Source organism: Pseudomonas sp. TE21435 (assembly GCF_056279265.1).
Window position 1 is genome coordinate 849186 of the sequence record NZ_JBWBQZ010000001.1, and the last position, 19805, is coordinate 868990.

18 protein-coding genes and 2 pseudogenes are annotated in these 19805 nt (G+C 64.4%); 12 read left to right on the forward strand and 8 right to left on the reverse strand.

Annotated elements, in window-relative coordinates:
* Positions 1-55: 55 nt before the first annotated feature.
* The 4 genes and pseudogenes from ACZ9C1_RS03860 (at position 56) to ACZ9C1_RS03875 (ending at position 5275) form a co-directional block, all read left to right on the forward strand.
* The gene (locus ACZ9C1_RS03860; protein ID WP_277503636.1) at positions 56-1072 is read left to right on the forward strand and encodes an AraC family transcriptional regulator; all 1017 of its coding nucleotides are present in this window, start codon (positions 56-58) and stop codon (positions 1070-1072) included.
* Positions 1073-1258: 186 nt separating this feature from the next.
* A complete protein-coding gene (locus ACZ9C1_RS03865) occupies positions 1259-1774 on the forward strand; it encodes a sigma-70 family RNA polymerase sigma factor (protein ID WP_139670749.1) in 516 nt (171 codons plus the stop codon).
* On the forward strand, positions 1771-2691 hold the full coding sequence (locus ACZ9C1_RS03870) for a FecR domain-containing protein (protein ID WP_277503637.1): 921 nt from the start codon (positions 1771-1773) through the stop codon (positions 2689-2691). Before ACZ9C1_RS03865 ends, ACZ9C1_RS03870 begins: the two co-directional genes overlap by 4 nt.
* Positions 2692-2862: 171 nt before the next feature.
* A pseudogene (locus tag ACZ9C1_RS03875) lies at positions 2863-5275 on the forward strand (TonB-dependent siderophore receptor).
* An 82-nt stretch (positions 5276-5357) separates the two neighbouring features.
* On the opposite strand, the pseudogene ACZ9C1_RS03880 reads toward ACZ9C1_RS03875, so the two are convergent.
* Together ACZ9C1_RS03880 and ACZ9C1_RS03885 are read right to left on the reverse strand one after the other, a co-directional pair.
* Positions 5358-6385, reverse strand: a pseudogene (locus ACZ9C1_RS03880) (LLM class oxidoreductase).
* A 23-nt stretch (positions 6386-6408) separates the two neighbouring features.
* Positions 6409-7044, reverse strand: a complete 636-nt coding sequence (locus tag ACZ9C1_RS03885) for a glutathione S-transferase family protein (RefSeq protein ID WP_476253617.1) — start codon at positions 7042-7044, stop codon at positions 6409-6411.
* A 126-nt stretch (positions 7045-7170) separates the two neighbouring features.
* On the opposite strand from ACZ9C1_RS03885, the gene ACZ9C1_RS03890 reads away from it, so the two are divergent.
* Entirely contained in the window at positions 7171-8058 is an 888-nt protein-coding gene (locus tag ACZ9C1_RS03890) for a LysR substrate-binding domain-containing protein (protein ID WP_476253618.1), read from the forward strand.
* Positions 8059-8112: 54 nt separating this feature from the next.
* On the opposite strand, the gene ACZ9C1_RS03895 is transcribed toward ACZ9C1_RS03890, so the two are convergent.
* The gene (locus ACZ9C1_RS03895) at positions 8113-9963 is read right to left on the reverse strand and encodes an ABC transporter ATP-binding protein (protein ID WP_476253619.1); all 1851 of its coding nucleotides are present in this window, start codon (positions 9961-9963) and stop codon (positions 8113-8115) included.
* Positions 9964-10100: 137 nt separating this feature from the next.
* Positions 10101-11327: an MFS transporter gene (locus ACZ9C1_RS03900; protein ID WP_102684034.1), complete on the reverse strand. Its 1227-nt coding sequence runs from the start codon at positions 11325-11327 to the stop codon at positions 10101-10103.
* Between the two features lie 240 nt (positions 11328-11567).
* On the opposite strand from ACZ9C1_RS03900, the gene ACZ9C1_RS03905 reads away from it, so the two are divergent.
* Genes ACZ9C1_RS03905 through arsH form a run of 4 tightly spaced genes read left to right on the forward strand, consistent with a single transcriptional unit; the run spans position 11568 to position 14431 of the window.
* Positions 11568-11915, forward strand: coding sequence for a metalloregulator ArsR/SmtB family transcription factor (locus ACZ9C1_RS03905; RefSeq protein WP_102684010.1), 348 nt, complete (start codon positions 11568-11570; stop codon positions 11913-11915).
* A 21-nt stretch (positions 11916-11936) separates the two neighbouring features.
* Positions 11937-13220, forward strand: a complete 1284-nt coding sequence (locus ACZ9C1_RS03910; protein ID WP_277503647.1) for an arsenic transporter — start codon at positions 11937-11939, stop codon at positions 13218-13220.
* Positions 13221-13246: 26 nt separating this feature from the next.
* Positions 13247-13717, forward strand: coding sequence for an arsenate reductase ArsC (locus tag ACZ9C1_RS03915; protein WP_277503648.1), 471 nt, complete (start codon positions 13247-13249; stop codon positions 13715-13717).
* A 12-nt stretch (positions 13718-13729) separates the two neighbouring features.
* On the forward strand, positions 13730-14431 hold the full coding sequence (arsH, locus tag ACZ9C1_RS03920; RefSeq protein WP_277503650.1) for an arsenical resistance protein ArsH: 702 nt from the start codon (positions 13730-13732) through the stop codon (positions 14429-14431).
* A gap of 170 nt (positions 14432-14601) precedes the next feature.
* Here the strand turns inward: arsH and ACZ9C1_RS03925 are convergent, their stop codons facing one another.
* Complete coding sequence (locus ACZ9C1_RS03925; RefSeq protein ID WP_277503651.1) at positions 14602-15324, reverse strand: tellurite resistance TerB family protein; 723 nt, start codon at positions 15322-15324, stop codon at positions 14602-14604.
* A gap of 277 nt (positions 15325-15601) precedes the next feature.
* Here ACZ9C1_RS03925 and ACZ9C1_RS03930 point away from each other — a divergent pair, with 277 nt between their 5' ends.
* Genes ACZ9C1_RS03930 through ACZ9C1_RS03940 form a run of 3 tightly spaced genes read left to right on the forward strand, consistent with a single transcriptional unit; the run spans position 15602 to position 17353 of the window.
* A complete protein-coding gene (locus ACZ9C1_RS03930; RefSeq protein ID WP_139670759.1) occupies positions 15602-16255 on the forward strand; it encodes a hypothetical protein in 654 nt (217 codons plus the stop codon).
* 22 nt (positions 16256-16277) lie between these two features.
* The gene (locus ACZ9C1_RS03935) at positions 16278-16802 is read left to right on the forward strand and encodes a hypothetical protein (RefSeq protein WP_476253620.1); all 525 of its coding nucleotides are present in this window, start codon (positions 16278-16280) and stop codon (positions 16800-16802) included.
* A complete protein-coding gene (locus tag ACZ9C1_RS03940; protein WP_277503653.1) occupies positions 16799-17353 on the forward strand; it encodes a hypothetical protein in 555 nt (184 codons plus the stop codon). Before ACZ9C1_RS03935 ends, ACZ9C1_RS03940 begins: the two co-directional genes overlap by 4 nt.
* Positions 17354-17489: 136 nt before the next feature.
* On the opposite strand, the gene ACZ9C1_RS03945 is transcribed toward ACZ9C1_RS03940, so the two are convergent.
* Genes ACZ9C1_RS03945 through ACZ9C1_RS03955 form a run of 3 tightly spaced genes read right to left on the reverse strand, consistent with a single transcriptional unit; the run spans position 17490 to position 19805 of the window.
* Positions 17490-18275: an ABC transporter ATP-binding protein gene (locus ACZ9C1_RS03945; protein ID WP_277503655.1), complete on the reverse strand. Its 786-nt coding sequence runs from the start codon at positions 18273-18275 to the stop codon at positions 17490-17492.
* Between the two features lie 11 nt (positions 18276-18286).
* Positions 18287-19042: an ABC transporter permease gene (locus ACZ9C1_RS03950; RefSeq protein ID WP_401105128.1), complete on the reverse strand. Its 756-nt coding sequence runs from the start codon at positions 19040-19042 to the stop codon at positions 18287-18289.
* A 10-nt stretch (positions 19043-19052) separates the two neighbouring features.
* On the reverse strand, positions 19053-19805 hold the full coding sequence (locus ACZ9C1_RS03955) for an ABC transporter permease (RefSeq protein WP_110699580.1): 753 nt from the start codon (positions 19803-19805) through the stop codon (positions 19053-19055).

Genomic DNA, 19805 nt, shown 5'->3' on the forward strand with positions numbered 1-19805 from the left:
CACTCTGCACCGTGCGTTAGAGTCGTTACCCAAGCAATTACCAAGAGCAGGCCCGATGGTCAGAAGTACCACCGTATCGGCCGTCGCAGTGCTGGATCTGCACGACCAGTTGCTGAATCTCGGCGTGGTCACTGCAACCCAGTTGCGGGAGGCCGGAGTGGAGGGTGCCAAACTTCTCGACCAGGGGGCTGCGGCATCGCCGATCCAGGAGCAGCGTGTCGACGAGACCCAGTTACTGGCGCTGTGGCAGTTCGCCGCGAACAACACGCATTTGCCGCATATCGGCCTGCTGATCGGGCAGACCTTCAACCCCGCCACGCATGGCGTGCTGGCTAGTTGGTTGTGCCAATGCAGCCGGGTGAGCGAGGCGCTGGAAGTGTTCCAGCGGCATATCGCGCTGATGAACCCTTCGGAGAGCTGGCAGTACAGTGAAACGGCAGATGCTCTGGTGCTGGAGATCACCTTCGCCCCCGGCAAAACCTACCCGCAGGCCGCCATCGAGCGCAGCATGAGTGCAGTGCTGCGCTGGAGCCGGGAGATGACCGGCGTAGAGCTGCGGCCTTTGGCCTGCGAGTTCGCTTTCCCATCCCCGGCCTACCATGCGCACTATGTCGAGCTGTTCGGCAGCGAGCTGCGCTTCGACAGCGAGAGAAACAGCCTCCACCTGCCGCGCGACTTCCTGCAGCATCCCATTCTCGGCGCCAGCGACTACCTGCGACAGATGCTGGAGGCTCGTGCAAGGGCGACACTCGCGCAGCTGCAAGACGCAGATACGCTTGTCGGCACGGTGCGTCGCTTGATTCTCGCAAGCCTGCCCGATGCCATGAGCATCGAGCCAACCTGCCAGGCGTTGCACGTCAGTCGCACCACGCTCTACCGACGCTTGAAGGAAGAGGGCACCAGTTTCAGCGCGCTGGTGGCGGAGGTACGTCGCGAGTTGTCCGCGGAGCTGATTCGCCAGGGGCTGCCCGTGGCGACGGTCAGCGAGCGGCTGGGGTTCAGGGATACCAGCACTTTCCACCGTGCCTTCAAGCGCTGGTTCGACCGCCCTCCGGGAGCCTTTCGAGACTAGCAAAGTCCTCGTTGCCTAGCTTTGCGCTCGCCCAAACATCCAGCTATGCCCAGACCCCACCAGGGCCTATGGCGGACTTCAATCCCTGCGACCCCTTTCACATGCCAGCATTCCCAATTCCTCCCTCACTGAGTACACTTGAGACAAGTTCTTATTTGCACCTGGTAATCTTTTTAGGGAGGCGTGATGTCCACCGTTGTTCCCGATGGCACTGCGCACACCGGCCTGGAAACACTGTACCGTGAGCACAGCGGCTGGCTGCACGGTTGGTTGCGCCAGCGTCTGAACAACTCCGCCGATGCCGCGGACCTGGCCCAGGACACCTTCATCCGGGTGCTGTTGGCGCGCACCGCCGGCACCCTCAAGGAGCCGCGGCACTACCTGGCGACCATCGCGCGTGGGCTGACCATCGACCTCTACCGCCGCCGCAGCCTGGAAAGCGCCTATCTCGAAGCCTTGGCGCAGCAGCCGGAGCGTTATGCGCCCTCGGCCGAAACCCACGCCGCGATCCTCGATACCCTGATGGCCATCGACCGTATGCTCGATGGGCTTGGCCCGCGCACGCGGGCTGTGTTTCTCGCCGTGCAACTCGATGGCCTGAGCTACGAGAAGACCAGCGAACGCCTGAGTGTTTCGGTGAGCACCGTGCGCAAGCACCTGGCCCGCGCGCTGATGCATTGCCTGCTGGTCGAGGACGCATGAAGGCCATTCTCAGCGCCGCGGTGGACTGGTATGTGCGCCTGCATGACAGCAGTGTCGATGACGCCACCCGCGCCGCATGGCAAGCCTGGTGCATGGCCGACCCTCGCCACGCCGCAGCCTGGGCGCGCCTGGAGCAACTGCAAGGCCGCCTGGGCAGCGCCCCCCGCGGCGCGGCGCAGACCCTGGAGAACGCCCGGCGCGACCGGCGCCATGCCGTGAAGGCACTGGCGCTGTTGCTCGGCGTCGGGGCCGTTGGTTGGCAGGGGTACCGGGCTTCGCCCTGGAGTGCCGACTATGCGACACGGATCGGCGAGCGCCGCCGACTGACCCTGGCCGATGGCACACGCCTGGACCTCAACACCGACAGCCGTGTCGATGTTCGCTACGACGCGGGCCAACGCCTGATCCAGCTGCAGCGCGGCGAGATCCTGGTGGAAACCGCCAAGGATGCGCGGCCATTCAGCGTGCGCACCATGGCAGGCGACATCCTGGCCCTGGGTACCCGCTTCAGCGTGCGTCAGGACAACGACGTGAGCCATGTGGCGGTGGCCGCCCATGCCGTGGAGGTGCGGCCCAGCCGGGCGTCGCAGGTGGTGCGTATCGACAGCGGGTACAGCCTGAGTTTTGCCGCCGACCACATCGGCCCCCTGCAACCCTTGGCCCCCGGTGGCCAGGCCTGGGCCGAGGGCATGCTGGTCAGTGTCGACTGGCGCCTGGACGAGGTGGTCCACGAGCTGGCGCGCTACCGCCCCGGATATTTCGGCTGCGCCGGGGAGGTTGCGGGCTTGCGCCTGTCTGGCGCATTCAACCTGGACGACACCGACGTCGCCCTGGCCAGCCTGGAAGACGCGTTGCCGGTTCGCGCACGGCGCATGACGCGCTACTGGGTGCGCCTGGAGCCAATCGGCAAGGGGTAGGGGCCCACAATCGTGGAGGCCCGCGCTGGGAAGAGTGGGTGAAATTTCATCTGTTCTCAAACATTCGAGAATTTTTCGCATTTGGGGTAGCAGATTTCCTTCGCTGCTTCGGCTCTTGAGGGCGCGCGCATCAAGCGTGCCCAAGCCAACCCGAAACAGGAACCCTTTTTCATGTCCGCACGCCGTACCTCGCTAGCCTGCAGTATTCGTCAGGCGACCCTCGCACTGAGCCTTTGCGGCGCCGCGCTGGCGACCTCGACCGCCTGGGCCGCCGCGCAGCGCTACGATATCCCGGCCGGCAGCCTGGCTTCCGCGATCAGCCAGTTCGCCGCCGCCAGCGGCGTGACCATCAGCTTCAGCAATGACGAAACCAGCGGGCTGCATTCCTCGGGGCTGCACGGCAGCTTCGAACTGGAGCAAGGTTTCTCCGAGTTGCTGCAGGGATCGGGACTGCGCGTGCAGCAGGTGGGCGACAAGCGCTATGTGCTGAGCAAGGTGCACAACGACGGCGCGGTCGAACTCGGCGCGACCAGCATCGACGCTCTGGGTCTGGGCAGCACTACCGAAGGTACCGGCAGCTATACCACAGGCTCGGCCAGCACCGCGACCGGCCTGCGCCTGTCGGCACGCGAGACGCCGCAGTCGGTCAGTGTGGTGACCCGTCAGCAGATAGAGGACCAGAACCTCACAGATGTCACCCAGGTGCTCGAGCAGACGCCGGGCGTGGTCGTTGACAGCATGGGCCCGGCCGGCAGCGACGCCAACCATATCTATGTGCGCGGCTTCCAGGTCGGCAGCATCCAGGTCGATGGCGTCAACCGCCCCGATACCTTCGGCTTTCGCGACGACCTGGCCGACATGGTGTCGTACGACCGGGTCGAGGTGGTGCGCGGCGCCACCGGCCTGATGTCGGGGACCGGCGACCCCGGCGCCACCATCAACCTGGTGCGCAAGAAACCGACCCTCGAGACGCAGCGCAAGCTGACCCTCAAGGCGGGCTCCTGGGACAGCTACCGCACCGAGCTGGACCTGTCCGGCAAACTGTCGGAGAGCGGCCATGTGCGTGGGCGTTTCGTGGCGTCGACCACCGACAGCCAGAGCCATGTCGATCGTCAGTCGCTGGAGAGGCAGGTGGCCTACGGGGTGGTGGAATGGGATGTCACCGACAGCACGATGCTGACCGTGGGCGCCGAGTACCAGGAGATGGACAACGACGGCGCAGGCAACCACGGCTTCCCGATGTACAACTCCGATGGCAGCCACTTCAATCCGTCGCGTTCGTTCAACTCGGCCTCGGACTGGAGCTACCACAAGCGCCGCACGAAAACGTTGTTCACCACGCTGGAACACCAGCTGGACAACGGCTGGCAGTTGAAACTGAATGCCGAGCACAGTCGCCGCAGCTATGACGACACCTTCGCCACCGCCGCCGCCGGTAGCGTCAAGCCCGATGGCAGCGGTATCAGCACCTGGACCGGGCGTTGGGCGGGCGAGCCCCGGCAGACGTCGTTCGACCTGTCCGCCAGCGGCCCGTTCGAGCTGCTTTCCCGCGAGCATCAAGCGTACCTCGGCGCCAGTCACTACCGGGCCTACTACCGTAATCCCGGTTACCAGCTATGGACGACGCCAGCCTATCGACAACATTCATACCTGGGACGGTTCGCTGGCGATTCCGGACGCCATCCACAACAAGTATTCGCAAGATGCGCTGGACGAAACCCAGGACGGCCTGGTGGCGTCGGTACGCTGGAGCCTGGCCGATGAGCTGTCGCTGATCACCGGCGCACGGGTGATCGACTGGAAACGCGACGAAACCGGGACCACTCTGTCAAGCGGCGCCACCACGCGCACCTCGCGCAGCGAAACCGGGGTTGTCACGCCTTACGTGGGGCTGGTCTACGACTTCGCCGAAAACTGGTCGGCGTACGCCAGCTATACCGCGATCTTCAAGCCGCAGAGCAGGCAGGATGCCAGTGGCGGCTACATCGAGCCGCTGGAGGGCGTGAACTACGAGTTGGGTATCAAGAGCGAGTTCTGGGACAAGCGCCTGACCACCGCCTTCAGTGTCTTCGAGGTGCAGCAGGACAACCTGGCCGTGGCCGATGGCGACAAGCTGGCACCAAACGGCGACCAGGCCTACCGCGCCGAATCTGGCACCAAGACCCGTGGTTTCGAGATGGAAATGGCGGGGCAGATCCTGCCTGACTGGCAGGTTTCCGCCAGCTACACCTATGCCCAGGCCGAGGATTCCGATGGCAAGCGCCTGCTCACCGAAGTACCGCGCGATACCTTCAAGCTGTTCACCAGTTACCAACTGCAGTCCTTGCCACAGTTGAAGATTGGCGGCGGCGTGCGCTGGCAGGGCATGGAGTACAAGAAGAACGCCGGCCCGAACAAGGAGACGTTCACCCAGGGCGCCTTCAGTGTGGTCGACCTGATGGCGCAGTACGCGTTCACGCCGCAGACCAGCGTCGCCTTGAACCTCAACAACGTGCTGGATGAGAAGTACTACTCTGCGATCGGTGGGCGCGGGTGGTACGGCACCCCGCGCAGCGCCACGGCGACATTGGTCTACGCATTCTGACCCACGTCGGGCAGGTCGGGTGGGGCCCACAGCCGAGGCCACCCGACATACCGCGATGGACAGGCTCTGCGGCTGCCTGGCGCTACCAGCTTTGTGAATGAGGCTGCGGCCCTGGCAGCGTCGGAAACAATGGCAATACCTCCTCGGCCAGCTCCTGGATGATGTCCTGCGCCGGACGCCTGGCCATCTGCAATCCCAGCGCGGCGTGGTTCACCCCGGCCGCGCGCCATTCCTCCAGCAGCTCGACCAGCCCATGGCGCCCTGTGCGCAGTACGTAACCGCCCTGCAGGGGCGTTCGGGGAAAGTGCGGGTCGTCGTCCAGGTCGATCCATTCATTGGTCATGTGCGGGCGGAAACCGCCACCGGGTATCGCTTCGCGCCAGGCGCGGACTTTTGCCGCCAGGCGCAGCGGCCCGTGCCTGTCGTGGGTGGCGTGCGGGTAGGTGAGCCAGCCATCGGCATGCTCGCCGAGCCACTGCAGGCTTTGCCGCGAAGAACCGGTCATCACCAGCGGGATGCGCCCGCAGATCGGCGCGGGCAGCAGGCGGGCGCCGTGCAGTTGCCCCAGCGGTGAGTCGATCGGCCCAGGTTGCTGGGCCAGCAGCCGACGGAAGTAGTCCACGCCTGGGCAAAGCGCTCGCCACGGCTATCGTGGTCCAGGCCGTAGGCCGGGAACTCTACGGGCCGGTCCCCCGAAGCGATACCCAGCACCAGGCGCCCGCCCGACAGGTTGTCGAGGGTGGCCGCGGCCTTGGCCAGGTCGATGGGGTGGCGCAAGGGGAAGACGGTGCTGCCGGTCACCAGGGCGATGCGTTCGGTATGGGCGGCCAGATAGGCGAGGTAGGCAAATGGGTCGAAGACCTGCCCGGCATCGCCAAAGTGCGGGTCGAACAACGGCACGTCACGCACCCAGACCGCCGCGAAACCCAACTGGTCGATCTTGCCGACCAGGCGCGCCTGGCCGGACAGCACGCGCATATCGCCGTCATAGAAGCGCAGTGGCATGAAGATGCCCAGCGTCAGTGTGTCGGGGGCGAACATGCGCCGGTAGCCGGGATGCTCGCGGAAGGCATCGGCGTCGGCGCCACAGGTGCTCGGGGTGGTGTTCATGACTGCTCCTTGGGTCAGCGTGTTCACGGGCCGGTGGCCGGGGCGGGGAGGCGGATACCGCGTTGCACGGCCGGGCGCCGTTCGACCTGCCGGTACCAGCGCGTCAGGTGGCGGTGGGCGCTGAAATCAAAGCTCACAAGGGCTGCTATATGCAGCCAGGCGAAGGTGGCGATGTCGGCAATCGAATAAGCGTCCCCAGCCAGCCACGAGCGGCTGGCCAGGTGCTGGTCGAGCGTTTCGAAGGTGCTTTCGGTCAGGCTGCGGTAGCGCTGCAGCGCCGCCGGGTTGGGCGTGACCTCGAAGCACTCGAAGTGCACGCGCTGGCCGAGCAGGGGCCCCATGCTGGCGCTGTGGTACATCAGCCAGGTGATCGCGGCCCAGCGGGGCTGCGCTGCCTGATCGAGCAACTGGCCGCTGAGCTGAGCCAGGTAAAGCAGGATGGCGGCGGACTCGAACAGCACGATGTCCGCATCACGGTCGACCAGCACGGGTATGCGGCCTGCCGGGTTGAGCGCGAGAAAGTCTGGTTGCATGTGCTCGCCGTGCTCGATTCGGACATGTTCCAGGTGATAGGGCAGGCCCATCTCTTCCAGTGCGATGGTGATTTTGAAACCGTTGGGGGAGCTGTCGGTGTAAAGAACGAGGGAGGGGTCTTGCATGCTGGATAACCTCAGGAAAACTAACGTAAGTTGTTTGGCCTGAGCGCTATCCTATGCATGCTGTATGCGCATTTAAAACGATAGCTTCTGTCACCAGAATTAGATTTTCTAAATCAAGGGGTCCCTATGGGCGCTGTCCTGCCATTGCTCGCCTTGCGCGCTTTTACCGAAACCACTCGCCTGGGCAGCCTGAAGGCTGCGGCCGAGCGCATGGGGGTGACGCCTGGGGCGATCAGCCAGCAGATCCGCCAGCTGGAGGACCGCCTTGGCGTCAGCTTGCTGACCCGCAGCCGCCATGGCGTGCAGCTCACCGAGGCGGGAGCGGCGTTGTACCCGGGCCTCTCGCGTGGCTTCGGCGAGATCGAGAGCGCGTTGCTGGACCTGGACGCGTTGGTGGGCGCCAGTACCTTGACCATCAGTACCCAGCCCTCGTTCGCCTCCAGCTGGCTGGTGCCGCGCCTGGCCGCTTTCAATGCGCTGCATCCGCATATCGAGGTGCGCGTGGAGGCTACCGCGCAACTGGTCGACCTGCAGCGCGGGCGCGTCGATATCGCATTGCGCCATGGCTTGGGCGACTATCCGGGGCTTGAATCGATCCCCTTCCTGGCACCGGTGCTGCTGCCAGTCTGCAGCCCGGCCCTGCTCGCCGGCGGGCCGCTGCTGCGCGAGCCGCAGGACTGCCTGCAATACCCACTGCTGCAGGAGGCCGAGCGCGCCGACTGGGCGCTGTGGTTGCAGGCCCACGGCGTGGTGCCGGACAGCCGCAGCCGGCGCGGGCCGAGCTTCGACGAGGACTTGCTGCTGTTGCGTGCGGCCGTCGGTGGCCAGGGCATCGCGCTGGTGCAGGCGCAGCATGCCGAGGAAGACCTGCGCGAGGGGCGACTGGTGGTGGCCCTGGACCGGCCCTGGCCGTCGCGTTTCGCCTATTACGTGGTCGCCCGCAGGGAGAAGCTCGAACGACCGCCGGTGCGGGCGTTCATCGACTGGCTGGCTGGGCAGCTTGTCGGTGGCTAGAGGGTAGGGGGCAGTATTTTTCCGGGTCGCGACTTTCACGATGTTTCCCCGCCGCTACTCCACTGCCTCCGCCAGCCCCTGGTCCTCACCCAGGAAACCACCGCTCTGATGCCGCCACAGCCGTGCATAGGTGCCGTTCCTGTCGAGCAGTTCGGCATGGCTGCCTTGTTCGATGATGCGCCCCTCGTCCATGACGATGAGCCGGTCCATGGCGGCGATCGTGGACAAACGGTGGGCGATGGCGATGACGGTCTTGCCCTGCATCATGTCGTCGAGGCTTTCCTGGATCGCGACTTCAACCTCCGAGTCCAGGGCGCTGGTGGCTTCGTCGAGCAACAGGATCGGCGCGTTCTTGAGCATCACCCGGGCAATGGCAATGCGCTGGCGCTGACCACCGGACAGCTTGATGCCACGCTCGCCCACCAGGGTGTCGTAACCGCTGTGGCCTTGCCGATCGCTCAGCTGGCTGATGAAACCATCGGCCTGGGCGTTGGCCGCGGCGCTGCGGATCTGCGCCTCGGTCGCTTCGGGGCGGCCATAGGCGATGTTGTCGCGGATGGAGCGGTGCAGCAATGACGTGTCCTGGGTGACCATGCCGATGGCGCTGCGCAGGCTGTCCTGGGTGACCTGGGCGATGTTCTGCCCATCGATGCGGATCTCGCCGTCGTTGACGTCGTAGAAGCGCAGCAGCAGGTTGATCAGCGTGGATTTGCCGGCGCCGGAGCGGCCCACCAGGCCGACTTTTTCGCCGGGGCGAATGTGCAGGGTCAGGTCATCGAGCACCTGGCGTTCGCCGTTGTAGTTAAAGCTCACCTTGTCGAAGGTCACCGCGCCACCGCAGGTCACCAGCGTGCCGGCGTCGGGCGCATCCTGCACCTTGGGGCCGCGGGTCAGGGTGGCCATGCCGTCCTGCACGGTGCCGATGTTTTCGAACAGGGAGGTCATCTGCCACATGATCCAGTGCGACATGCCGTTGATCCGCAGGGCCATGGCCGTGACCGCCGCCACGGCGCCCGCGCCGACCTGGCCCTGGTGCCAGAGCCACAGGGCATAGCCGCCGGCGCCCAGGATCAAGCCGACCACCAGCGCCTGGTTGACGATCTCGAACTGGCTGACCAGGCGCATCTGGCGAAAGCCGGTGAGCTTGAAGTCCTCCATCGCCGCCCGCGCAAAGTGTGCTTCGCGTTTGGAATGGGAGAACAGTTTCACCGTGGTGATGTTGGTGTAGGCATCGGAGATGCGCCCGGTCATCGACGACCGCGCATGAGCCTGCTCCTGGCCGACCTTGCCCAGGCGCGGCACGAAGTACAGCATGGCCAGCCCGAACAGGGCACCCCAGGCCAGGAACGGCAGCATCAGTTGCAGGGCGAAGCCGCCGGCCAGGGCGATGATGGCGATGAAGTACACGCCGATGCCGGGCAGGACCTCGATCAGGGTGAACAACACCTCGCGCACGGCCAGCGCGGTCTGCATCACCTTGGTGGTGACCCGGCCGGAAAACTCATCGGAGAAAAAGGACAGGCTCTGGCGCAGCATCAGCCGATGGAAATCCCAGCGCAGGCGCAGCGGCAGGTTGATCGCCAGCACCTGGTGCTGCATCAGGGTGCGCAGGGTCACCAGCACGATACTGGTCAGCAGGACGATACCGATGCTCCAGAGCACGCGGCTTTCCTGTTCGCTTGCGCCGCCCGCCTGCCAGGCGGGAAGCAGGTCGACCACCTGGCCGAGGAAGGAAAACAGCCAGGCTTCATAGATCGACACGCCGGCACTGAACAGCGCGAGGGCCAGGATGTACCCGCGCGCGCCACGCGTGCAGGCCCACAAAAAGCGCAGCAGGCCTAGCGGTGGCGGTGGTATTTCATCAGGCGGGAAGGGGTCGAGCCATCGTTCAAAAACACGCAGCATGCTGGTCTCCGGAAGGGCGCGGCGTTGATCGGCAACGCCGTAGCGATCGTGCAACCATACCGCACATCGAGGTGTTCGCCTTGCCGCTCGTGTCCTCCCGAGGGCAGCCGCTGCCCAGTGTTATCTACCGCGATTGGTCAGCAAGGCTGCGCCGCCATCCGATTGGAGACGTTGCGCCCGAGCACCAGTACCGCGACAAAACCGCAGCCCACCAGGGCCGTGGCCAGGCTCAACAGCACCGCGGTACCGAGCTGATCGACAATGCGCCCGCCGAAGAACGAGCCCAAGGCGATGATTACCTGGAACATGGCGACGAACAGCGGCATGCCGCGTTCGACATCCTTGGGCGCCACCACGAACATCCAGATACTGGCGCAGGCGGGGAAGGCGCCAAAGGCGAAGCCCCACAGCGCGATCAGCATCGCGGCGCCGGTCATGCCGGTGGCGAAGTAGGGGAACAGGGCGGTGCTGATGCCGATCATCAGGGCGACCAGCAACAGGGTGTGACGCACACTGCGGTTGGCGGCGAAACCGGCGAAGATGTTGCCGATCACCCCGGCCACGCCGTACAGCAACAGCAGCGAACCGATGGTCGGCCCATCGAAGCCGGCGCTTTGCTTGAAGAACGGTGCGACATAGGTATAGGCGGCAAAATGCGCCAGGCCGATCAGCAATACCGCGATCAACCCGACCCGTGCCTGCGGATTGACGAACAGCGCCGGCAGGTCGCTGATGCGAATGGCTTTGTCGGGGGTGAGCCGCGGCAGCAGGAAGACCTGCGCCAGCAGTACTGGCACGCCAACCAGCGCGGTAGCCAGGAAGGTCATGCGCCAGCCCATCAGGCCACTCAGCCAGGTGCCGACCGGCACGCCCAGCACGGTGGCCAGGGTCACGCCGACCATGATGATCGAGGTGGCCTGGGCCACGCCCACGCCCTTGGGTGCCAGCCGGCCACTGAGGGCAATGGCGGTGGCCCAGAAACCACCGATGCTGATGCCCAGCAGCACGCGGCCGAACAGCAGCAGGCTGAAGTCGCTGGCGTAGGCCACGACGGCGTTGGCGAGGATCATGATCAGCGTCAGGCCGATCAGCAGGTAGCGACGGTCCAGGGCGCCGATGCCCACCGACAGCAAGGGCGCGGCGAGGGCGGCCATGATGCCGGGCAGGGTGACCATCAGGCCGGCCTGGCCGGCGCTGATGCCCAGGTCGCTGGCGACATCGTTGAGTACGCCCACCGGTAGAAACTCACTGGTGACCAGGGCGAAGGCGCCCACGGCGACCGAGAGAATCGCCAGCCACTGTTGGCTGACGCTTTGTTGACTGTGTTCGGGACGGCCGTGAGACGGCGGAGTGACACTGGGCATGGTGTTGGATTCCATGGGGGGATGCCGCCTGGGGCGGACCGGGGAGCGGAAAAAATGGTTGGCGATTATAAGAGACGGTTTTGCCGAGCCGACAGGCGGGGCGCTCGATAGTAAACATCAGCCTGATCGATGGTTGTACCGCGAATACGACCACCCCTGGCACGCCTGAACGCCCGTGGACGCTTGCAAAATACATATGGGGATCCGTATATTTGGATTTCCATATGTATTGGTGCAGCCATGATAACCCCGCCCGATGTGTTCAAGAGCCTGTCTGACGAAACCCGTGCTCGCGCCAGCCTGCTGATTGCCAGTCTCGGTGAGCTATGTGTCTGTGAGCTGATGTGCGCGCTGAACGACAGCCAGCCGAAGATCAGTCGCCACCTGGCGCAGCTGCGCAGCAGTGGCCTGCTGCTGGACCGCCGCCAAGGGCAATGGGTGTACTACCGCCTCAACCCGGACCTGCCCGCCTGGGTACACGAGATCTTGCAGGCGACACTGCAGGCCAACAGGCAATGGTTGGCAGAAAACACCCTGCGTCTGCAGAACATGGACGGTCGCCCCGTTCGTGACGCTGCCTGCTGCTGATCATTACTGTACGAGGTCATCATGCTGGTAGCGATTGCAGTCTTCGTTTTCACCCTCATCCTGGTCATCTGGCAGCCGAAGGGGCTTGGCGTTGGCTGGAGCGCAGCGCTCGGTGCCCTCATCGCCCTGGCGGCAGGCGCCGTTTCGCTGCACGACATCCCGACTGTGTGGGCCATCGTCTGGAACGCCACCGTCACCTTCATCGCCGTCATCATCATCAGCCTGCTGCTGGATGAGGCCGGTTTCTTCGAGTGGGCCGCGCTGCACGTGGCGCGCTGGGCAAACGGCAGCGGCTATCGCCTGTTCGCCTTCTGTGTGCTGCTCGGCGCCGCCATGTCGGCGCTGTTCGCCAACGATGGTGCGGCACTGATCCTCACACCTATCGTCATGTCGATGCTGCTCGCGCTACGTTTCTCGCCCGCCGCGACACTGGCCTTCGTCATGGCGGCCGGTTTCATCGCCGACACGGCGAGCCTGCCGTTGGTGGTCTCCAACCTGGTGAACATCGTCTCGGCCGACTACTTCAAGCTGGGCTTCAGCGAATACGCTTCGGTGATGGTGCCAGTGAATCTCGCCAGTGTGTCGGCAACCCTGCTGGTGCTGTTCCTGTTCTTCCGCCGTGATATCCCGAGACAGTACGCGCTCGCGGCCCTGAAGATGCCAAACGAGGCAATTCATGACCGCGCAACCTTCAAGGTGGGTGGCTGGGTGCTGCTGGTGTTGCTGATCGGCCTGTTCGCTCTGGAACCACTGGGTATCCCGATCAGTGCGGTAGCAGCAACTTGTGCAGCGATCCTGTTTACCGTCGCCGCCCGTGGCCATCACATCTCGACCCGGCGTGTGCTGCGCGAAGCACCCTGGCAGGTGGTGATCTTTTCTCTCGGTATGTACCTGGTGGTATACGGGCTGAAGAACGCCGGCCTCACCGACATGCTCACCCACCTGCTCGACCGCCTTGCGCAGCAAGGGCTGTGGAGTGCCGCCATCGGCACCGGGCTGATCGCTGCATTGCTGTCCTCGGTCATGAACAACATGCCCAGCGTGTTGATCGGCGCTTTGTCGATCCAGGCCAGCGAGGCGCAAGGGCTGGTACGCGAGGCGATGATCTACGCCAACATCATCGGCTGCGACCTCGGCCCGAAAATTACCCCCATCGGCAGCCTCGCCACGCTGCTCTGGCTGCACGTGCTGGAGCGCAAAGGCATGCGCATCACCTGGGGCTATTACTTCAAAGTCGGCATCCTGCTGACGCTGCCAGTTCTATTGATCACCCTTTCGGCTCTGGCATTGCGCCTTAGCCTCTGAACCCGCCACGAAGCGCAGGAGCCCTCATGCGAGTCCTATTCATGTGCACGGCCAACAGCTGCCGCAGCATCCTTTCCGAGGCCGTGTTCAATCACCTGGCCCCTCATGGATTTGAAGCCGTCAGTTCCGGCAGTTTCCCAAAGGGCCAAGTGTTGCCGCGCAGCCTGACCACCTTGCAGCATGCCGGTATCCCGATCGAGGGGCTGAGCAGCAAGGGCAATGACGCGTTCGAGCATTGCCCTCCTGACATCGTCATCACCGTCTGCGACAACGCCGCCGGCGAAGCCTGCCCGGTGTATTTCGGCCCTGCGCTGAAGACGCACTGGGGGCTGGAGGATCCGTCCGCTGTCGTGGCTGACGAAGCGTCGGTCGACGCTGCATTCCGCGCCACGCTGGCCCGGATCCAGTCTCGCTGCCAGGCCTTCTTTACGCTGCCATTCGAAAATCTCGACCGTGATCAGCTCAAAAATGAGCTGGATCGCATCGCTATGCTTTGAGCAGGAGGAAACGTGTCCGAGCAACTGCCTAATCTCGATCTCTCGCTGTTCGATCTACCGCCAGCGGCAACCCGCTCCAGCGAGCACAAACCGCGCATCCTGTTGCTGTATGGATCGACCCGCGAACGTTCCTTCAGTCGCCTGCTGGTGGAGGAGGCTGCACGCCTGTTGGAGCACTTCGGTGCCGAGACCAGGGTCTTCAATCCGTCGGGCTTGCCGCTACCTGACGATGTACCTGTTGAGCACCCCAAGGTGCAGGAGCTGCGTGATCTGGTGCAGTGGTCGGAAGGTCAGGTCTGGTGTTCGCCAGAACGCCACGGTGCAATGTCAGCAGTGTTCAAGGCGCAGATCGACTGGATTCCTCTGGCACTGGGTGCGGTTCGCCCTACTCAAGGCAAGACCCTGGCGGTCATGCAGGTATGCGGCGGCTCGCAGTCATTCAACGTGGTCAACCAGTTGCGCGTGCTTGGCCGCTGGATGCGCATGTTCACCATTCCCAACCAGTCTTCGCTGCCCAAAGCCTACCTTGAGTTTGATGACGCCGGGCGGATGAAACCCTCGCCGTACTACGATCGTGTGGTGGACGTCATGGAGGAACTGGTGAAGTTCACCGTTCTGTTGCGCGACCGCCAGGCGTTCTTGGTGGATCGCTATTCGGAGCGTAAGGAAAACGCCGAGCAACTCGCTGCCCGTGTCAACCAGCGCTCGATCTGAGACGATGCCCGGAATATCCGCTATTGGCCGAGGGTGTCCCATAGGAAATAGCCCGCTTGGGTCGTAAGCGCTCACCCGAGGATTGCAGCTATCGACCCACGGCCATCGTTCGCAAAAGCCTTGCCCGCCCTGGCCCGGGATCAATGGTTAGCGCAGGCATCGCTGCCAAGTCAGGCGGCGCCCTTGGCCTGCTGCTCCAGATGCACCTGCAATGCCGGATCCAGTTGCAGTGCGCCGGCCAGCTCATCCAGGTAGGCCCGCTCAGCTGCCTGCTGGTCATCCACCAGCATCACGCTGGCCAGGTACATTTCCGCGGCCATCGCCGGGTCCCGCGCCGACTGCGCCACCTCTGCAGCATTGAGTGGCTTGCCGACTTCTTCATCCAGCCATTGCTGCAGTTGCGGGTCGCTGGTCTGGCGTTTGATTTCGGCGTAGATCAACTGTTCTTCCTGCTGGTCGATGCGCCCATCGGCCTTGGCCGCCGCAATCAGCGCGCGCAGGATCGCATGGCTGTGATCCTCGGCCTCGGCGCCGGACAGTTGATCCACCGTGCGAACCGCCTGCTGCGGGGCTGCCGCCTGGCTGCGCTGCCAGCTTTGATAGGCCTTGAATGCCATCATCCCCAGCGACGCCAGGGCCGCGTAATTGACGCCGCCCGCGGAACGCCCCTGGGTATAGCCGCCAGTGTTGCTGCCACCGCCGCCCAGCAGTCCGCCCAGCAATCCACCAAGGCCGCCACCGCCAGCCGTCGTACCGCCGCCGCCAAGCAGGCCGCCGAGCAAGCCACCCAAGCCACCCATGCTGTCTTGCGATGAGCTGCCGCCGCTCCCTTTTTGCATCTGCGAAGCTTGTCCTGCCCGAAGCAGCTGTTCGAGTAGATCACTGGTATTCATGGCACCGCCCTCGTCGGTCGTGGTCGCCCAGACAAGCAACGATAGCCCCCTGAAGGCGATCCGCCATGACCGCCTGACCAATGGGGCGTTCGGCTCAATGCGTTGTCGTTGCTTGGATTGAGGGAGGGCAATACCGCCTGCCCAATGATGGTGGCAAAAGGCCGTATTCCTGCTCGCCTGATCCCTTGCCGCGCTATATCATTGCGCCCCCGCAGCTGAGGTGCTTGCTCGCTGATTGCAGCTGCCGATGGATCGAGACCCGCCCCAAGGATTTTTCATGTCTGGATTGCTCCGTGCGTTCGCACGTCTGTTACCGCTTGCCCTACTTACCGGCTGCGCCGCCAAATCCCCCGCCCTGGTCAGCGAGGCCCTGCAACCGGCCGCTGGTGGTCCAGTAACGTACCTGGTAGGCAGCATCGGCCCCCTTGGCCGCGATAGTGCCTACACCAACCAGCGCATCCTCCTGCGCAAACGTGGCGCGCAGGACGGCGCGGCAGCATGGTGGGGGTTTGCCGAGGTGGCCCATACCCCGAAGGACATCGAAGAGGTGCGCGGCCCCGACAAACAGGCGCTGCCCGGCGAGGCAAGCGTGTTCGTCATGCCCCTCAAGCCCGGCGACTACGAATTCTATGACTTCCAGTTCTTCTGGAATGGCTACAACGGTGGCTACAGCTCCATCAGGGCACGGGAACAGTTCCTCGTGCCCATGCACCTGGAAGCCGGCAAGGCTTACTACATTGGCGAATTCCGTTCGCGCTGCCTCGGGACTTCCGCCTGCCTGTTCTTCCATGGTGATCAACAGCCGCGCGATGAAGTGATCGCCCGGCGCTACACCCCTGCATTGCCACCCCTGCAGGCCCTGAACTTGAACATGGCGCCGGCATTCCCCTTCGTCATGCCACTGCCCCAAGCCGCCCAGCCGGCGAAGTGACCCGTACCCAGGATAACCCGCAATGAAAAAGACTCTGTTGCTTAGCGCCAGCCTGCTGCTGGCCGGCTGCGCAGGTACCCAGACCTTGCCCGATCCGCGCATCGAGGCAGGCCAGGATTACCTGCCGCCGATCGCGGTAATGGTCGATTCGCTCGAGCACGGCACCGAGCTGCGCAATTACCTGCGCGAGAGCGGCGTGTTCAGCAAGGTCGAGAACGGTGCCGCCGGCGAAGGGGAGACCCAGGTGATGGTCAAGCTGGATGCCCAGCGCAAGGTTGCGCCTGCGCCGTTGCTGTTCCTCAGTGCCGCCACTCTGTTCCTCTTGCCCTTGCAGAGTGACCTGGACACCAAGGCCGACTTCACCGTGATGCGTGATGGCAAGGTGCTCAAGCGTTATCACTATGAGAACTACATGGCCAAGTACGCCTGGCTGCTCGACCTCGGTGTTCCTGAACGCGAGGAAAACATCCGTCGGGTCGCCCGTGCTTTCGCCCGTGACATGCAGGCCGCCAACCTGGCCAGCAAGCCGCTGGAGGCGCAGCGATGAACAACCTGGTCAAGGTGGCGCTGATGGCGGCCGGGCTGGCATTGCTCGGCGGCTGCAACCCGTCGATGAAGCCGCTGGGCTATCACGCGCAAAAGCCCTATGTGCCGATGAGCCTGTTGGTGCTGCCGGATGGCTACACCCGCTTCGACGTCCAGGAGCGTGACGAGCTGACCAGCGCAGTCAGGTCGTCCGGCGCATTCTCTTTCGTCGATCACGGACTGCCGCGCAAGGGTTACGCCCTGGTCATCAGCCAACCACCAGGCGAAGGGGCTGGTTTTCTGGTCGCGCTCAACGCCCTGACGCTGCTGACGTTCCCGATGCCCTACAGCTACGTGCACAACCTGACCGGAAAGGTCTACAAGGACGGCGAGCTGCTGCGCACCTTCAGCTACAAGCGTGAGGGCATGAGCGTGGGCGCCTGGTATGTGCCGCCGCCGATCACCGAGAACCAGCGGCAGATGCTGACTGAACTGATGCGCGACCTGGAGGCCAGTGCGCTGATTCCCCATGTTGACGATGCGGGGCAGGTTGGGTTGGTTGATCAACGGTAAGTCGTGGGCAGCACAATGAGATCTCCATCGCACATCCGAGGATGGTTTATCCAGAACCTGCATTGTTCTGAATGTGACTTGCCACCGCCCACGTGTTCGAACCGGGTGCTATTCGGCATGATGCGTAACGCTGAGCTCAAGCGCCGGCCAATTCTTGCAACAGACGCTGTTTGAGATCGTGCAGGCGTGCGCTGTCTCGTCGGCGTGGATGGGGCAGGGGGATGCTGATGTCTTCCTTTATCCTGCCAGGCCGCGCATCCATCACGATCACCCGGTCACCCAGGTACAGAGCCTCTTCGACGTCATGGGTCACCATGATCACGGTGCAGCGCTCCTGCACCCAGATGCGTTGCAGCTCCTGTTGCAGACGCACCCGGGTCAAGGCATCCAGTGCGCCGAGCGGTTCGTCCAGCAACAGCACCTTGGGTTTGTTCACCAGTGCCCGGGCAATCGCCGCGCGCTGGGCCATGCCGCCAGACAGCTGGTGCGGGTAGGCCTGCTCGTAACCGCCCAGGCCCACCAGTTCGATGTGCTCGGCCACCAGCCGGCTCTTTTCAGCCGCCGGTAACCTATGGTTCTTCAAGGCCAGGGCAATGTTCTGCTGCAGGGTCATCCACGGGAACAGGCGGTGGTCCTGGAACACGATGCCGCGCTCAAGGCCCGGCCCGCGCACCGCCTGCTGGTCCAGCAGGATCTGCCCCTGGTAATCCTGATCAAGGCCGACGATCAGTCGTAGCAAGGTCGACTTTCCGCAGCCGCTGGCGCCGAGAATGCTGACGAACTCGCCGGGGCGGATGTCCAGGTCGATGTCTTCAAGTACCGGCACTGGCTTGCCCTTGAGCGGGTAGGCCTTGCTCAGGCCGCGGATGGTCAGGGCGCCAGGGCTGACGCTGGTGGGTAAGGCATGGGCGATAGCGTTCATGATCGGGCCTTTCAACGGGTGGGCTGCCAGCGCAGCAGGCGGCGGGTAAGCAGGGAACACAGCCAGGACATCAGGTAGCCGCACAGGCCGATACACAGCACGCAGACCACGATGATCTCCATGCGCGCCGCGGCCTCGGCGTTCATCATCAGGCTGCCAAGGCCAGCCCCGGCGGACAGGAACAACTCGCTGCCCACCGAGGTAACCCAGGCGAAGGCCAGGGCTTGCAAGACGCCGGCGGCAATGCCTGGCAATGCCGCCGGCAGCAGGATCAGCCACAGTTGCTGCCAACGGCCGAGCATCAATACTCGCGCGGCCTCACGGTGCGGGCCGGCGACCTGGCGCAGGCTTTCAAAGGTGTTCAGCACCATCGGGTACAACGCCGCCAGGCTGACGATCAGCAGCTTGGCGCCTTCACCGTTACCCAGCCACAGGGCAATCAACGGGATCCAGCCCAGCATCGGCACCTGGCGCAGGGCATGGAACAGCGGTGCGATCAGACGGTTGGCCGGCACGGACAGGGCCATCAGCGCCCCCAGGCCGACACCGCCGACGATGCCGATGGCAAGGCCGCTGCAGGTGCGCAACAGGCTCGCCCACAGGTTGACCAGCAACTCGCCGCTGGCCAGCAGTTCGGCCAGTGCGCTACCTACCTGCGCCAGCGGTACGAAGGCATAGGCGCCAGTCGCGCCCTGGCGCGAGGCATATTCCCAGGCACCGAGCAGCAATAGCGGTAACACCAGGCCACGCACACTCTGCAGTTTCATCGCATCCTCCTCAGCGGCTTTGCCAGGCAGACAGGCGCCGCTGCACACGGCGCAGGGTGAAATCCAGGCAGAAACCGATCAGCCCGGTCAGCACCACGCCGACCATCACTACATCGATGCGCAGCATCTGCCGGCCCATCTCGATCATCTGCCCCAGGCCGCTGTCGGCCGCCAGCAGTTCGCAGGCCACCAGCACCACCCAGGCACGGGTGAGGGCCACGCGGATACCGGTGACAATGGCCGGGACCGCGGCGGGCAGGGCAATCCGGCCTACCAGCGTGGGCCAGCGCAGGCGGTACACCGCTGCCACTTCGAAATGACTGCGCGGGATCGCGCGGATGCCTTCGCAGGTGGCCAGCGCCACCGGGAAGAACGCGGTCTTGGCGACGATGACCACCTTGAAGGTTTCGTCGACGCCGAACAGCAGCACGAACATCGGGATCAGCGCGATGCTCGGCACCTGGCGCAGGGTATGGAACAGAGGGGCGCAGTAAGCCTCCACGGTTTTCGACAGCGCCAGTGCCGCGCCAAAGGCCAGGCCGGCCAGTGCGCCACCGGTAAAGCCCAGGGCCAGCCGCGACAGGCTGCCGGCCAGGTGCTCCTGCAGCTCGCCGCTGGCCAGCAGGTCGGTGAGGCTGCGCCACACCTCCAGCGGCGAGATCAGCAGGTTGGCCGGAAACAGTCCGGCATTGGCCACCACGGCCCAGAGGGTGAGCAGGGCCAGGGGTGAGATGAACCAGGTAAGGGACGAGAGCACGCGCAT

What these genes read in the sequence shown, in the direction of transcription:
- ACZ9C1_RS03860 (WP_277503636.1), top strand. Translation starts at nt 56, where the DNA reads ATGGTCAGAAGTACCACCGTATCGGCCGTCGCAGTGCTGGATCTGCAC.
- ACZ9C1_RS03865 (WP_139670749.1), top strand. Translation starts at nt 1,259, where the DNA reads ATGTCCACCGTTGTTCCCGATGGCACTGCGCACACCGGCCTGGAAACA.
- ACZ9C1_RS03930 (WP_139670759.1), top strand. Translation starts at nt 15,602, where the DNA reads ATGTCTGGATTGCTCCGTGCGTTCGCACGTCTGTTACCGCTTGCCCTA.
- ACZ9C1_RS03890 (WP_476253618.1), top strand. Translation starts at nt 7,171, where the DNA reads ATGGGCGCTGTCCTGCCATTGCTCGCCTTGCGCGCTTTTACCGAAACC.
- ACZ9C1_RS03925 (WP_277503651.1), bottom strand. Translation starts at nt 15,324, where the DNA reads ATGAATACCAGTGATCTACTCGAACAGCTGCTTCGGGCAGGACAAGCT.
- ACZ9C1_RS03955 (WP_110699580.1), bottom strand. Translation starts at nt 19,805, where the DNA reads ATGCGCGTGCTCTCGTCCCTTACCTGGTTCATCTCACCCCTGGCCCTG.
- ACZ9C1_RS03945 (WP_277503655.1), bottom strand. Translation starts at nt 18,275, where the DNA reads ATGAACGCTATCGCCCATGCCTTACCCACCAGCGTCAGCCCTGGCGCC.
- ACZ9C1_RS03870 (WP_277503637.1), top strand. Translation starts at nt 1,771, where the DNA reads ATGAAGGCCATTCTCAGCGCCGCGGTGGACTGGTATGTGCGCCTGCAT.
- ACZ9C1_RS03905 (WP_102684010.1), top strand. Translation starts at nt 11,568, where the DNA reads ATGATAACCCCGCCCGATGTGTTCAAGAGCCTGTCTGACGAAACCCGT.
- ACZ9C1_RS03900 (WP_102684034.1), bottom strand. Translation starts at nt 11,327, where the DNA reads ATGCCCAGTGTCACTCCGCCGTCTCACGGCCGTCCCGAACACAGTCAA.
- ACZ9C1_RS03940 (WP_277503653.1), top strand. Translation starts at nt 16,799, where the DNA reads ATGAACAACCTGGTCAAGGTGGCGCTGATGGCGGCCGGGCTGGCATTG.
- ACZ9C1_RS03885 (WP_476253617.1), bottom strand. Translation starts at nt 7,044, where the DNA reads ATGCAAGACCCCTCCCTCGTTCTTTACACCGACAGCTCCCCCAACGGT.
- ACZ9C1_RS03895 (WP_476253619.1), bottom strand. Translation starts at nt 9,963, where the DNA reads ATGCTGCGTGTTTTTGAACGATGGCTCGACCCCTTCCCGCCTGATGAA.
- ACZ9C1_RS03910 (WP_277503647.1), top strand. Translation starts at nt 11,937, where the DNA reads ATGCTGGTAGCGATTGCAGTCTTCGTTTTCACCCTCATCCTGGTCATC.
- ACZ9C1_RS03950 (WP_401105128.1), bottom strand. Translation starts at nt 19,042, where the DNA reads ATGAAACTGCAGAGTGTGCGTGGCCTGGTGTTACCGCTATTGCTGCTC.
- ACZ9C1_RS03915 (WP_277503648.1), top strand. Translation starts at nt 13,247, where the DNA reads ATGCGAGTCCTATTCATGTGCACGGCCAACAGCTGCCGCAGCATCCTT.
- ACZ9C1_RS03935 (WP_476253620.1), top strand. Translation starts at nt 16,278, where the DNA reads ATGAAAAAGACTCTGTTGCTTAGCGCCAGCCTGCTGCTGGCCGGCTGC.